This window comes from Xanthomonas sp. SHU 199 (assembly GCF_000364665.1).
In the GTDB taxonomy this organism is placed as follows: Bacteria; Pseudomonadota; Gammaproteobacteria; order Xanthomonadales; family Xanthomonadaceae; genus Xanthomonas_A; species Xanthomonas_A sontii.
The window spans coordinates 1-12,989 of sequence record NZ_AQOI01000238.1 but is presented as its reverse complement, the minus strand read 5'-3'; the positions used below and the strand labels follow the sequence as shown (position 1 = coordinate 12,989).

14 protein-coding genes are annotated in these 12,989 nt (G+C 69.7%); 5 read left to right on the top strand and 9 right to left on the bottom strand.

Going from position 1 to position 12,989, the window contains the following annotated elements; all coding sequences use genetic code 11:
* Positions 1-87 precede the first annotated feature (87 nt).
* On the bottom strand, positions 88-1,029 hold the full coding sequence (locus D183_RS0109635) for a LysR substrate-binding domain-containing protein (RefSeq protein WP_017908809.1): 942 nt from the start codon (positions 1,027-1,029) through the stop codon (positions 88-90).
* A 216-nt stretch (positions 1,030-1,245) separates the two neighbouring features.
* On the opposite strand from D183_RS0109635, the gene D183_RS0109630 reads away from it, so the two are divergent.
* Both D183_RS0109630 and D183_RS0109625 read left to right on the top strand, forming a co-directional pair.
* The gene (locus D183_RS0109630) at positions 1,246-2,172 is read left to right on the top strand and encodes a DMT family transporter (RefSeq protein WP_017908808.1); all 927 of its coding nucleotides are present in this window, start codon (positions 1,246-1,248) and stop codon (positions 2,170-2,172) included.
* Positions 2,173-2,250: 78 nt separating this feature from the next.
* Positions 2,251-2,763 (top strand): DinB family protein, encoded by a 513-nt coding sequence (locus D183_RS0109625; protein WP_017908807.1) that lies wholly within the window; start codon positions 2,251-2,253, stop codon positions 2,761-2,763.
* A 30-nt stretch (positions 2,764-2,793) separates the two neighbouring features.
* On the opposite strand, the gene D183_RS0109620 is transcribed toward D183_RS0109625, so the two are convergent.
* Both D183_RS0109620 and D183_RS0109615 read right to left on the bottom strand, forming a co-directional pair.
* Entirely contained in the window at positions 2,794-3,714 is a 921-nt protein-coding gene (locus D183_RS0109620) for a peptidylprolyl isomerase (RefSeq protein WP_017908806.1), read from the bottom strand.
* A 101-nt stretch (positions 3,715-3,815) separates the two neighbouring features.
* Positions 3,816-5,579, bottom strand: coding sequence for an XVIPCD domain-containing protein (locus D183_RS0109615; RefSeq protein ID WP_017908805.1), 1,764 nt, complete (start codon positions 5,577-5,579; stop codon positions 3,816-3,818).
* Between the two features lie 171 nt (positions 5,580-5,750).
* Here D183_RS0109615 and D183_RS0109610 point away from each other — a divergent pair, with 171 nt between their 5' ends.
* Both D183_RS0109610 and D183_RS0109605 read left to right on the top strand, forming a co-directional pair.
* A complete protein-coding gene (locus D183_RS0109610; RefSeq protein WP_017908804.1) occupies positions 5,751-6,116 on the top strand; it encodes a PadR family transcriptional regulator in 366 nt (121 codons plus the stop codon).
* A complete protein-coding gene (locus D183_RS0109605) occupies positions 6,113-7,042 on the top strand; it encodes a sensor domain-containing protein (RefSeq protein ID WP_017908803.1) in 930 nt (309 codons plus the stop codon). Before D183_RS0109610 ends, D183_RS0109605 begins: the two co-directional genes overlap by 4 nt.
* A gap of 51 nt (positions 7,043-7,093) precedes the next feature.
* Here the strand turns inward: D183_RS0109605 and D183_RS0109600 are convergent, their stop codons facing one another.
* Both D183_RS0109600 and D183_RS0109595 read right to left on the bottom strand, forming a co-directional pair.
* Positions 7,094-8,404 carry a polyhydroxyalkanoate depolymerase gene (locus tag D183_RS0109600; RefSeq protein ID WP_017908802.1) on the bottom strand — a complete coding sequence of 437 codons (1,311 nt, stop codon included), beginning with the start codon at positions 8,402-8,404 and terminating at the stop codon, positions 7,094-7,096.
* Positions 8,405-8,467: 63 nt separating this feature from the next.
* Entirely contained in the window at positions 8,468-9,073 is a 606-nt protein-coding gene (locus D183_RS0109595) for a class I SAM-dependent DNA methyltransferase (RefSeq protein WP_017908801.1), read from the bottom strand.
* A gap of 81 nt (positions 9,074-9,154) precedes the next feature.
* Between D183_RS0109595 and D183_RS0109590 the strand changes: the two genes are divergently transcribed.
* Positions 9,155-9,610, top strand: coding sequence for a CopD family protein (locus D183_RS0109590; protein ID WP_017908800.1), 456 nt, complete (start codon positions 9,155-9,157; stop codon positions 9,608-9,610).
* Positions 9,611-9,676: 66 nt separating this feature from the next.
* Here D183_RS0109590 and D183_RS0109585 read toward each other — a convergent pair whose 3' ends face one another.
* The 4 genes from D183_RS0109585 to D183_RS24355 form a co-directional block, all read right to left on the bottom strand.
* Entirely contained in the window at positions 9,677-10,435 is a 759-nt protein-coding gene (locus tag D183_RS0109585; protein ID WP_017908799.1) for a tetratricopeptide repeat protein, read from the bottom strand.
* 24 nt (positions 10,436-10,459) lie between these two features.
* Positions 10,460-11,419 carry an acetyl-CoA carboxylase carboxyltransferase subunit alpha gene (locus D183_RS0109580; RefSeq protein WP_017908798.1) on the bottom strand — a complete coding sequence of 320 codons (960 nt, stop codon included), beginning with the start codon at positions 11,417-11,419 and terminating at the stop codon, positions 10,460-10,462.
* A gap of 115 nt (positions 11,420-11,534) precedes the next feature.
* Entirely contained in the window at positions 11,535-12,404 is an 870-nt protein-coding gene (locus D183_RS0109575) for a hypothetical protein (RefSeq protein WP_017908797.1), read from the bottom strand.
* A 55-nt stretch (positions 12,405-12,459) separates the two neighbouring features.
* A partial coding sequence (locus D183_RS24355) for an OB-fold nucleic acid binding domain-containing protein (RefSeq protein ID WP_039726798.1) occupies positions 12,460-12,989 on the bottom strand: 530 nt, incomplete at its 5' end.

The window sequence follows — 12,989 nt, the reverse complement described above, 5'->3', positions numbered from 1 at the left end:
CTGTCATCGCAGGTGCATGACAGTTGACTCCTACGACGCGATCGATACCGCGGGTTCCTGCATGTGTGCCCTGCGCTTACGCCAGCGCTAACCCGCCTTCGGCGGCAGCCCGAGCAATTCCGCCGGCAGCGCCGGCATCGGCGTGCGCTCGTCCAGCGCCTCGCGCTTGAGCCAGTCGACGAAGTGGCTGGCGGCCGGGCTGAGCAGGCGGTGGGTCGGATGCACGATGTAGTAGGAATAGCGCGCGGTCAGCGCCGGGCCGGGCAGGCGCACCAGTTCGTAACGCTGCAGGTAGGGCTGGGCGATGTGCTTGCGTGCCAGCACCGCGCCCACGCCGTATACCGCCGCGCGCATCGCATCGGTGCTGTCGTTGAAGGTGTGCATCGGCGGCAGCGCCACGCCGCGCACGCCGGCGGCGCGGAACCAGTCGCGCCAGCCCTGCGGCGACATGTCGGTGAGCAGCGGCAGTTGCGCGATCTGCTCGGGCCGGCGCAGCGTCGCCAGTTGCGGCAGGGCGGGCGAGGCGACCGGGAACAGTTCGTCGTCCATCAGGTGGTGCGAGGTCAGGCCGGGCCAGGCGCCCTGGCCGTAGCGGATGCCCAGATCCGGGCCGCCCTCCTCGAAGCGCGAGAACGCCGCATCGGTCTGGATGTCCAGCCGCACGTGCGGATAGGCCTGGCAGAAGCGCGGCAGGCGCGGCAGCAGCCAGCAGTACGAGAGCGAGCGCAGCGTGGTGAGGCGCAGCGGCGCCGTGTCGGCCTGCGGATGCAGGTTGCCGGCGACCGCGGCGATGTCGGCCAGCGCCGCGCTGGCAGCATCGGCCAGTTGCCTGCCTTCGGCGGTCAGCTTGACCCCGCGCGCGTGGCGCTGGAACAGCGTGGCGCCGAGCAGGGCTTCCAGGCGCCGCACATGGTGGCTGACCGCGCTGGCGGTGAGATGCAGTTCCTCCGCGGCATGGGCGAAGTTCTGGTGGCGCGCCGCGGCGGCGAACACGCCGAGTGCGGGCAGCAGGGACGGGCGCAGTTGCATGAGCAGGCACGCGGCAGATTTGTGGCTCGCGACGATACTACGCGCTTGTCGGCCCCGTGGCGCAGGGCGATGCTGGCAGCCGAACACGACATGCGCGGCGGGCAGCGGTGATGCGGCGTCGGCGCGGAGGCGCCGCCCGGCGTCCTCAGCCGGCAGCGGATGCGTGGCGTCGCACGACCGCTGCGGCGCGTGTCCGATCGACCGCGAGCCTCTTCCATGCCCACCTCCGATCCTTCCCTGCAGCCGGCCATCGCCTCCGCCGCTGCTGCCTCCGCATCCGACGGCGCGCCCGCCCGCGACTGGCGCACGCCGCTGGAACTGGGTTTCCTCGGCGTCGTCTGGGGCTGCTCGTTCCTGTTCATGCGCGTGGCCGCGCCGCAGTTCGGCGCCTACGCGCTGGTGGAACTGCGCCTGGCGCTGGGCGCGGCGGTGCTGCTGCCGTTCCTGTGGCTGGCGCGGGCGCGCTTCCCGTTGCGGCGCTGGCCGACCCTGGCGGCGATCGGCTTGCTCAACTCGGCGCTGCCGTTCCTGCTCTTCGCCTGGGGCGCGCAACATGCGCCGGCGGCGATCGGCGCGATCTGCAACGCGATGACCGTGCTGTTCACCGCCTTGATCGCCTTCCTGTTTTTCGGCGAGAAGATCGGCACGCGCCGCGCGCTGGCGCTGTTGATCGGCTTCGCCGGCATCGTGGTGCTTGCCACCGGCAAGTCGGCCGGCATCAGCGTGGGTCCCGCTGCGCTGGCCGGCACCACTGCCTCCCTGCTGTACGGCATCGGCTACAGCCTGGTGAAGCGGCACATGAGCGATCTGCCGCCGGCCGCAGCGGCCGCGTCCACGCTGGGGTGCAGCGCGTTGCTGCTGGCGCCGCTGGCCTGGACGCACTGGCCGGCCGCACCGGTGCCGGCGGTGGCCTGGGCCTGCGCCGGCGGCCTGGGCGTGCTCTGCACCGGCCTGGCGTTCCTGTTGTACTACCGGCTGATCCAGCGCATCGGCCCGGCGCGCGCGTCGACGGTGACCTATCTGGTGCCGGTGTTCGGCGCGTTGCTGGCCTGGGCGATCCTCGGCGAGCCGATGACCTGGACCATGTTGCTGGCCGGCATGCTGATCCTGGGCAGCGTCGCCTTCAGCCAGCGCGCGCGGTAGCGGCGCAACTGGCAGGCGTGCGCGAGGACGTCGGCGCGCCGCAAATTCCGTGTCCCCCCTTTGCCTGAGAACGACGCAATGACAGATTCCCTGCTCGCATCGCAGTTCGCCTTCAAGGCCTGGGCCAACGCCGAACTGCTGCAGGCGCTGGCGCAGATCGATGGTGCGGCGTTTCCGGCGCAGCGGCAGCGCGCGATCCGGCTGTTGAACCATACCTACGTGGTGGACCGGATCTTCGCTGCGCACCTGGAGGGCGGCACGCATGCGTTCACCGCGAGCAATACGCCGCAGACGCCGGAACTGGAGGCGCTGGGTGCGGCGGTGGCCGAATCGGACCGGTGGTATGCCGACTATGTCGCCCGGATCGACGCGCCCGCCTTGCGGCAAACGCTGGGGTTCCGTTTCACCGATGGCGATGCCGGCCGCATGAGCCGAGAGGAAATGCTGTTCCACGTGCTCGCGCATGGCGCCTTCCACCGCGGCAACATCGCCATGCTGCTGACCGAATGCGCCGTGGAGCAGCCGCGCGAACTGTTCACCCGTTTCCTACATGCGCAACAGCCGCAGCGGCGCAGCGTCGGCGGCGCCTGAGCGCGCACCGTCCGGCGCGCGCATGACGCGTCACTTCGGCGGCGTGCGCACCGGCAGCGGCACATTGCACAGGTCGATGTGCCCGGCAGGCCGCTTGTAGAACTCATCGCGGCGGTTGCGTCGCGCCTCGACCACCTCGCGGAAGGTGCGCGTATCGGTGCGCAGCAATTGCAGCGGGGTGCGTTCGTTCTCCGGCACGTCGCTGGCCAGGCGGATGGCGCGGATCGGGGTGCGTTGTTCGGGTTTTTCGTAGAAGCCCATCGGGTCCGGCCCGCGCGGGATCACGCTGAGCAGTTCCATGCCCTTGACCACGCGGCCGACCACGGTGATGTTGCGGTCCAGTTGCCGCGGCGATTGCCCGGTGACCACGTACAGTTCGGCGCCGATGCTGCTGTCTTCGTCGTTGTTGCGGCCGGCGCCGAGCGTGCCGTAGCAGTGCGCCAGCCAGGCGGTGCCGGCCTTGGGATCGCGCGCCACCGGAAAGCCGTCGACGAAGCCCACCTGCGGCGCCCAGCCGTCGCGGTCGGGCAGGGGCTGGAACGCCAGGCCCGCGGCCGGGCGCTGGAATTCGGCGGGCAGGTGGGTCTTGGCGCTGCCCAGCGACCTGGCCTTGCCCGGCTCCTCGCCGTCGGGGTCGCCGAACTGCACCACGAAATTGTCCTGTGAGCGGTAGATGCTCAGGCCGTCCCAGAAGTGCTCGTGGGCCAGGGTGCGGATGTTGCCGACGTGCTGCGGCGCGAACGCCGGCGCCAGTTCGATGATCACCCGGCCGGTGTCCAGCTCCAGGTACAGCGTGTTGGCCGGATCCAGCGTGCGCCAGTCGCTGGGCTTGGACGCGTCCAGGATCTGTTGCGGGCTGCGGTAGGGCACGGCCGGCGGCGGTGCCCCGGCCGACGCGGCGAAGGTGGACAGCGACAACGCGAGGGCGAGCAGGGAAGTGCGCAGCGGCATGAGGGCGGCCCGGTCGGTGAGCGCCCGATTCTCACCGAAGCGGCGGCCGCTGCCAATGTGCCGGCGGCATGGCGCGACCGCCGTGCCGCCGACAGCGCTGTCTACGGCAGCGCGCGCTTCTGCGGTTCCTGTGTGTCCTGCACCGGCGCCTGGTTCGGCAGCGGCGGCAGCGCGGCCAGTTGCCTGGCACTTTCCGCCGCCGGGATGGTGGCGGCCTGCGCGGCGTCCACGTAGGCCACCCGCTTGTCGCCGGCGCTGGGGTCGCCCTGCACCGCGAACACGCGGCCGTTGTCGTTGCGCAGCACGTGATCGACCTGGGTCAGGCCGTCGCGCCTGGCCGCCAGCAGCAAGTTGCTGGCGACGTTGGCGTCGTAAGGAGTGAGCTTGCGCTCGATCGCCTGCTGCATCGCCTGTTGCCGCGGGTCGGCAGCGGCGTGCGGCTCCGGCCCGCTGCCGGTGGCGCGTGTCGGCGTCGTCGGCGACTTCTGTTCTGGCGTTTCGGCCTTGGCGTCGATGCGTTGCAGATCGCCGCCCGGCGTGCCGCCGGCGCTGTCGGCCACGCGGAACAGGCGCTCGCTCAGGCCGTACTGGGAATTGCCCAGGTTGCGCGCCAGGCCGATCGCGAAGTCCTGCGGACTTTGCTTGGCGTACTGCGCCGCCTCGTGCGCGGTCATCGGGCTGGCCTGCGCTGCGCGCTGGTACTGCTGACGCAGCGCATCCATCTGCCGCTCGGAGAAGTGCAGGGTGAGGTCCTGGCCGGCCTTCGCCGGACCCGCGGCACCGGCCTTGCCGGCGAGCACCGAGTTGAGCAGTTGCGCCTGGTTCTCGTCGACCTTGTCGAACTTGAACTGGTAGCTGCGTTCGTCCACGCGCTCGTTGTTCGCGGCGTCGAACTGGCGGGTCATGGTCATCGGCACGTTGCCGGCGTACTGCACCTTGCCGACCAGGCTGTAGCTGCCGTCGGCATAGGTGGTGCGCACGTTCTCCCCGGTGTTGCGCTGGCCGCCCAGCTCGGCCTTGAACGGGCCTACCCCGAGTTGGGCACGGGTTTCCGAACTCATCGTGAGGCTTTCTACCTTCTGTACGTCGCTGACGCCGGGTACGTCGGCGGCGAGCTTGCCGCTGGCCAGGAAGTCGCGATAGGCGGCTTGCGCCTGCGGCTCGCGCAGGTCGAAGGTGGCGGTGCGCATGGTCGCCTGGCCGAGCGCGTCCTGGCGGCCGAGCATGGCCTGGGCGATGTCGGTCTTGAATCCGACCGCCTCCAGCCGCTCCAGCGCCTGGGTCGGGCCGACCGCCACGCGCACGCTGTGCTCGTCCACGCGCTGCACGGCGTAGCTCATGCCGGCCGCATCGGTGCGCTCGCTGGAGGTCGCCAAGCCGCGAAACGTCGCCTCCATCGAGGTCTTGGCGAAGGCCTGGCCATCGAGCTTGACGCTGCCGTCCACCGGGATGGTCTGCGGGTCGAACGGATTCACCTGGGCAGCGGCTTCGGCCTTGGCCTCGCCGGGCAGGCGCACCTCGTAGCGGCCGCGCTCGCCGACCGCCTGGGTCAGGCTGCCGTCGACGGCCAGGCGCCCGGCCTTGAATGCGCCCTCGATGCGATGGCCCTGGGTGAACTCCATCTCCACGTTGAACACGGTCTTGCCGTCTTCCTGTTTGCTGCCGGCGCCGACCTTGCCGGTCTGCACCAAGGCGTACTCCAGTGGGCCACGCCTGGCTTCGGTGACCGTACGGCTGTACTCGAGGGAGCCTGCGCCAGCGTTCGGATCCCGCTTGATCGGGCCAGCGGAGTATTGGTTGCCGGAACTGGCGAAGCTCGGGTCGGTGGCCTGGCCGGGTTGCTGTTCGGTGGGGGACGGGCTCATGCGATACCTCCTGGAATGCATGTGGAACGGAACCGTCACGAGTGTAGGGCGCGCGACGTTGTCGAAACGTTTGCCGCGGCAATCGCGGCGCCTGGGCGGCGTGCATGACCAATGGCACGATCACTATGTCGAACTCGGTACTAGTATCTAGCTCAACCTAGCGAGGGCGTCATGGTCGAGCCGGATGCACAGCTGAAGAAATTCCAGAAGGAGCTGAGTGCCGGCACCGTGTCGCTGGCCCTGCTGGCGGTGCTGGCCGCGGCCGAGGCGCCGCTGTACGGCTACCTGATCGCCAAGCGCCTGGAGCAGGTGGGCGAGGGCGTGCTCAGCGGCAAGCAGAGTGCGCTGTATCCGGTGCTGCGCAACCTGGAGGCTGCCGGCCTGCTGTCCAGCCATGTCGAGCCGTCGGTGGCGGGGCCGCCACGGCGTTACTACCGCATCACCGCGGCGGGTCTTTCCACGCTGCGGCAATGGGCCGCGGCGTGGCGCGCCACCCGCGATTCCGTCGATTCCGTGCTGAAGGGGATTTCAGAATGAGCAGCGCACACACCGCACCGCGGCCCTTGCCGACCACCATTCCCGACTACCTGGCGCAACTGCGCGCGGCATTGGGCGGCGCCGACCCCGCGCTGGTCCAGGACGCGCTGTACGACGCGGAGGAATACCTGCGCTCGGAGCTGGCCGAGCAGCCGGGCAAGAGCGAGGCCGAGGTCATCGCCGGCGTCGCCGGCAGCTACGGCGCGCCGGAGGAAGTGGCCGAGATCTACCGCGATACCGAGGTCACGGTCAGCCGCGCGCTGAAGCCGCCGGCGCCGCCCAAGCGCAAGTCGCTGGCCGGGCGCTTCTTCGGCGTGGTCGCCGACCCGCGCGCCTACGGCAGCCTGTTCTACATGCTGCTGTCGCTGGTCACCGGCATCTTCTACTTCACCTGGCTGGTGACCGGCGTCAGCGTGTCGGCGGGCTTGCTGATCCTGATCGTCGGGGTGCCGCTGTTGGTGCTGTTCTTCGGGTCGGTGCGGCTGCTGTCGCTGGTGGAGGGCCGCGTGGTGGAAGTCCTGCTGGGCGAGCGCATGCCACGCCGGCCGCTGTACAGCGCCCCCGAACAGCCGTGGCTGCAGCGCATCGGGCAGATGTTCACCGATGCGCGCACCTGGACCACGATGCTGTACTTCCTGCTGATGCTGCCGCTGGGGATCTTCTACTTCACGGTGTTTGCGGCCTTGCTGAGCACGTCGCTGCTGATGCTGCTGGCGCCTGCCGCGCTGTTTGCGCCGGACGTCGCGGATCTGACCGTTCATGTCGGTCCGCTGCACTGGATCGGCAGCGAGGCGTGGCTGCCGTTGCTGCTGGCCAGCGTGCTGGGCGCAGCGCTGTTCTTCGTCACCCTGCACCTGTCGCGCGGCTTCGGCAAGGCGCATGGCCTGCTGGCCAAACACCTGCTGGTGCGCAGCGAGGCGCCCTGATGTCCTGATGCAGGATCGCCCGCGGCGTGGTCGCCGCGGGCGAGATGCCGCTCAGCCCGCCTTGCGGCTGCCGCGGCGCTTGAGCGGGGTGACGTTGCCGGCCGCCGGCGCGCGGCTGGCGCCGGCATTGGCGGCGATGAAGCTGCGCACCTGCGGATACACGATGTCGCGCCAGCGACGGCCGCTGAAGATGCCGTAATGGCCGGCGCCTTGCACTTCCAGGTGCTGGCGGCGCGCGGCGGGAATGCCGATGCACAGGTCCTGCGCGGCCGCGGTCTGGCCCAGGCCGGAGATGTCGTCCAGTTCGCCTTCGATGCTGAGCAGCGCGGTGTCGCGGATCGCGGCCGGGTCGACGCGTTCGCCGTCGATCACCCATTCGCCGCGCGGCAGCAGGAATTCCTGGAACACCACGCGGATGGTGTCCAGGTAGTAGGTGGCCGGCATGTCCAGCACCGCGTTGTACTCGTCGTAGAAGCGGCGGTGCGCCTCGGCGTCCTGCAGGTCGCCCTTGACCAGATTGGCGTAGAAATCCCAGTGCGACATGAAATGCCGGCTCGGGTTCATCGCCAGGAAGCCGATGTGCTGCAGAAAACCCGGATAGACGGCGCGGCCGTGGCCGGGGTAGGCCGGCGGCACGGTGTGGATGACGTTGTGCTCGAACCAGGACAGCGGATTGCGCGTGGCCAGGTTGTTGACTTCGGTGGGGCTGCGGCGCGCATCGATCGGCCCGCCCATCATCACCAGCGAGCGCGGCGTGGTCTCGCCGCGCCCGGCCATCAGCGACACCGCGGCCAGCACCGGCACGGTCGGCTGGCACACGCTCATCACGTGCAGCGATTCGGCGCCGATGTGGCGGATGAAGTCCTGCACGTAGCGCACGTAGTCGTCCAGGCCGAAGTCGCCTTCGGACTGCGGCACCATGCGCGCGTCGATCCAGTCGGTGACGTAGACCTTGTGGTCGCGCAGCAGGGTGCGCACGGTGTCGCGCAGCAGCGTGGCGTGGTGGCCGGACAGCGGCGCCACCACCAGCACGGCCGGCTGCTTCTTGAGTCCGTCCACGACCTTGGCGTCGTCGCTGAAGCGCTTGAAGCGCAGCAGGCGGCAGAACGGCTTGCGCAGCACTTCCTGCTCGACGATCGGCAGTGCGTGGCCGTCGACTTCGACATGGTCCAGCGCCCAGGCCGGCTTCTCGTAGTCCTTGCCCAGGCGGTGCATCAACTCGTTGCTCGCGGCCAGGCGCTCGGCGCCGGGCAGCGTCGACCACAGGCTGTTGGGGTCGGAGAAGATCTTGGCGTTGGCTTCGGCCTGGTGCACCCAGGGGGCGAGCAGGTTACGGGTCAGTTCGTGCCACTGGTAGAGCATGCCGGTGTTTCCATCCTGAGCGTATGCTGCCGTGCAGCATAACGCATCCGCGCGGTTTGCACCTTAATGGGGCACCAGACCAATCGTCTCCAGGGCCGCCGCATCCCCCGCCAGCGCTGGCGCCAGCCAGCAATGACTGCCCACCGGGCGCAGCCCGAGCGCACCGAACTGGCGCCGGTACCAGCGCGCCGCGCGGGGCTGGAAGCCGGCGTGGTCGCCGTCGAAATCGTCCTCGGCGGCGAAGGTCTCCAGGAACGCCACGCCGCCGCACAGCTCCACCAGGCCGGGCAGGCCCTGGCGCAGTTCGCGGCTGGGCACGTAGTGCAGCACGTCCGAGCACACCAGCAGGTCCACCGGCGCGCACGGCCGCAGCCAGGCGAAATCGCCGAAGCGCGCCGGGTGCAGGTTGCGGTGGCGGCCGTAGCGGGCGACCGCGTAGTCGCTGCTGTCGAAGCCGAGGTAGTGCAGTTTCGGCCGCAGCTTCAGCAGCGGCGCGCGCCAGGCGCCTTCCCCGCAGCCGATGTCGAGCACGCTGCGGATCGGCCGTTCCAGGTAGTACTCGGCCTGGGCCACGGCGAGCGCGACCTTGCGCGCCAGGCGCGCGGCATCGCCGATGCCGTCGCGGCGATACCAGCGTTGGAAGTAGTCGGCGTCGTACTGTTTGTCCATGCGGGCGTGTGATCCGTGCGGGCGCCGGACGAATCGGCGAAAATGGCCGCACATCCTACGCCAGCGACACGGAGCCAGCGCATGCAACTCTATCTGTGGATCAAGTCCCTGCATCTGCTGTTCGTGATCGCATGGATGGCGGCGGTGTTCTACCTGCCGCGGATCCTGGTCAACGTCGCCGAGAGCGCGGGCCAGCCGCAGGTGCAGGAGCGCCTGGCGCTGATGGGCCGGCGCCTGTACCGCTTCGGCCACATGATGTTCGGCCTGGCCCTGCTGCTGGGGCTGACCCTGTGGCTGGGCTACAAGGTGCTGCCGGACTTCCCGACCATGGTCGCGCCCGGCCACAGCGGCTGGCTGCACGCCAAGCTCGGCCTGGTGGCGCTGATGCTGGCCTATTACATCTTCACCGGCCGCTGGCTCAAGCGCGTCGGCCAGGCCGGCGCGCTGCCGTCCTCGCGCGCGCTGCGCCTGTTCAACGAGGTGCCGGTGCTGGCGCTGCTGGTGGTGATCTGGCTGGTGCTGGCCAAGCCGTTTTGAGCGGGGATTGGGGATTTGGGATTCGAAAGTCCCCGTTTCCGACCCTTCCCGGGTTTGCGCCAGCAGCTAGGCGTTGCGGCTGTCGAGTTGCTTCAGTTCGCTGCGGGCCAGGTCGATCCACTGGCGTTGGTCGCGCTGGTAGTAGCGCGGGGCCAGGCTGGAGCGCTTCAGCACTTCGTTGAACACTTCGCCGGCGCGCTGGGGCTGGCCCGCGCGCTGCAGCAGTTGCGCGTAGCGCACGCGCGCTTCTTCGCCGGGGTAGTCGTCGGCGAGCGCGGCGTATTCCTCCAGCGCCGCGTCGGTCTGGCCCAGCGCCTCGGTGGCGCGCGCGTAGAGCAGGTGGCCGTCTTGCGAGCGGAACTGCGGGTTGGCGGCGATCAGACGGTCCAGCGTGGCTTTCACCGCGGCCGGCTGGTCCAGGCCGAACTGCGCCTTGGCCAGCCCGAGCAGTAGTCCGGGGTCGTCGCGGTGGATGCCGCGCAAGCCGCTCTCGAACACCTCGGCCGCCTGCGCGTACTCGCCGTTATCCAGGTGCACCTCGGCCAGTTGCCGGCGGTTGTCCACGGTGTCGGCCAGTTCCAGGCGATTGCCGGCGGTGCGCTTGTCGCGGTTCGGATCGAGCGTGGCGCCGACCTTGCGCAGATGGCGGCGCGCGCGCGGATCGTTGCGCCACTCCGGCAGCAGTTCGGCGATCACGTAGATCAGGATCCCCAGATACGAAAAGATCAGCAGGATGAAGATCCAATACAGCGGGCGGCCGCTGCGCACCACGTGCACGCAGCAGGCCAACTGCAAGGCCAGCGACAGCAGGACGATGGGATTCATGGACAACGCTTCCTTGTGTCGCGATCAGGCCGCTTCGTACGCCCCGTAGCTGCGCAGGCGCGCGTAGCGCTTCTCCAGCAACTGCTCGATCGGCAGCTGTTCCAGGGCGTCCAGTTCGTTGAGCAGGACCGCCTTCAGGCGCTTGGCCATCTGCGTGGGGTTGCGGTGGGCGCCGCCGATCGGTTCGCGGATCACCTTGTCGACCAGGCCCAGCGCAGACAGGCGCTTGGCGGTCAGGCCGAGCTGTTCGGCGGCGTCCTTGGCCTTGGAGGCGTCCTTCCACAGGATCGAGGCGCAGCCTTCCGGCGAGATCACCGAGTAGGTGCCGTATTCCAGCATCAGGGTGCGGTCGCCCACGCCGATCGCCAGCGCGCCGCCGGAGCCGCCTTCGCCGATCACGGTGCAGATCACCGGCACCTTCAGCTCGGCCATCTCCAGCAGGTTGCGCGCGATCGCTTCGCTCTGGCCGCGCTCCTCGGCGCCGATGCCGGGGTAGGCGCCGGGGGTGTCGATGAAGGTCAGCAGCGGCAGCTTGAAGCGCTCGGCCAGCTTCATCAGGCGCAGCGCCTTGCGGTAGCCCTCCGGGCGCGGCATGCCGAAATTGCGCGCGATCTTGCTCTTGGTGTCGCGGCCCTTCTGGTGGCCGATGATCACCACCGCGCGGCCATCGATGCGGCCCAGGCCGCCGACGATGGCCTTGTCGTCGGCGAACGCGCGGTCGCCGGCCAGTTCCTGGAACTCGTCGCAGAACACGTTGATGTAGTCCAGCGTGTACGGGCGCTGCGGATGCCGCGCCAGCTGCGAGATCTGCCACGAGGACAGGTCGCGGAAGATCTGCGCGGTGCGCACCCGCAGCTTGTCCTCCAGCGCACCCACCTCGGCGTCGACGTTGACCGCCGGGCCGGTGCTGGCGTTGCGCAGTTCCTGGATCTTGGCTTCCAGATCGGCGATGGGTTGCTCGAAGTCGAGGTAGTTCGGGTTCATTGGAAGCCGTCGGATGGATCAAAGGTGGGGAAGCTTAGCCGAATGTACGGCAACTGCCCGTACGCTCCGGTGTGGAAAGGCCGGCGGGGCGCGGCTGGCCGGGGGCGGCGGCGGCTCAGGGAACGACCAGCGCACTGCGCCCGGTCAGCTCGCCGAAGGCGTGCACGAAGGTGTTGCAGGCCTCGTTGGCCGAGGGCGGCAGCGAGGCGCCCAGCGTCGCGGTGGCGGTGGTGAACGCCATCTGCGCCTGGAAGGCTTCCTTGCGCAGGGCACGCTGCGCGTCGGCGCTGGTCGCGCGCAGGTGGCGCGCGTAGAGCGCGCGCAGCGGGCCGGCATGGGCCTCGTAGGCCGGGTCCAGCGGCGGCAACGTCGCCGGGGTCTTCTCCAGCGCGAAGCGCGGCGTCACGTAACGGCCCGGCCGCGCGCGCTCGAACGCGCCGGGCTGGCCCATGCCGGTCTCGACGTAGGCGATGAAGTCCGGCGCAGTGAAGATCTTGCTGGAGATCTTGCCGCCGCTGGCATCGACATGCGCGACGACCTGCTCGTCCGGGAACGGCTCGCGCACGCCGAAGGTCCAGTCCTTGTCGATGAACAGGTCGTGGGTCTGTTTGAACGGGCCTTCGAAGGTGACGCCGTTCAGTTCGATCCGCGCGTTGATCGAACCGAAGTTCTTCGCCTTGTCCGGGCCGGTGAGGTAGATCGCGTTCGCGGTCACGTACTCGCTCAGGGTCGGATTGATCAGCCCGCCCCTGGTATCGGCGTAGACGATGAAGCGCACATCGCCCAGGCGTTCGCTGCGCAGGTGGTGCTCGCCGGCCGCCAACGTCACCGGCTGCGCCTGCTGCGCCGGCACCTGCAGGGTCTTGCCGTCGAGCGTGATCGACAGCGGCGCGGCGGTGGGGTTGTCGATCTGGAAGTCGACCTTGGACGAGGAACACGCCGCCAGCACGAGCGCGGCAGCGAACGGGAACAGCACGGTCTTCATCGCGGCCTCCTTCCTTCGGCCATGTGCAACGGGCGCGCCGCGCTGCGCGCCAGGCTCAGTTCGCCCATGGCGGGTTGTATTTGACCTTCACCGCGCGCACCGCCGGGTCGCCGCGCAGGGCGTCCAGCAGCTGCGGGTCCACGCGCACCGAATGGCTGCCGTTGAGGTCGAGCATGCCGGCGATGCCGCCCTGCGCCGACTGCAGCAGCAGGTCCAGGCGCAGGGGGGTCTTGCCCGGGCGGTGGCGGGCGAGCAGGCCGTCGATGCGCGGCCAGGCGCTGCGCTGGCGCAGGTCCAGGCGCAGCGACAGGCGCTGCGCGTGGTGCGTGCAGATCTGCTCGTAGTCCCAGCACTGGCGGATGCGCATGGCGTAGCCGCCGTTGAATTCGTCCTCGCGCACGCCGCCCTTGACGATCAGGATGCGGTCGCGGGTCAGCAGGTGGCCGAACTCGGCGATGGCGTCGGAGAACGCGCTGCACTCGATGCGGCCGCGGCCGTCCTCCAGTTGCACGAACACCTGGCTGTCGCCCTTGCGGCGCACGCCGACCACCTGGCCGGCGAGGATCGCGCTGACCTCCGGGCGCC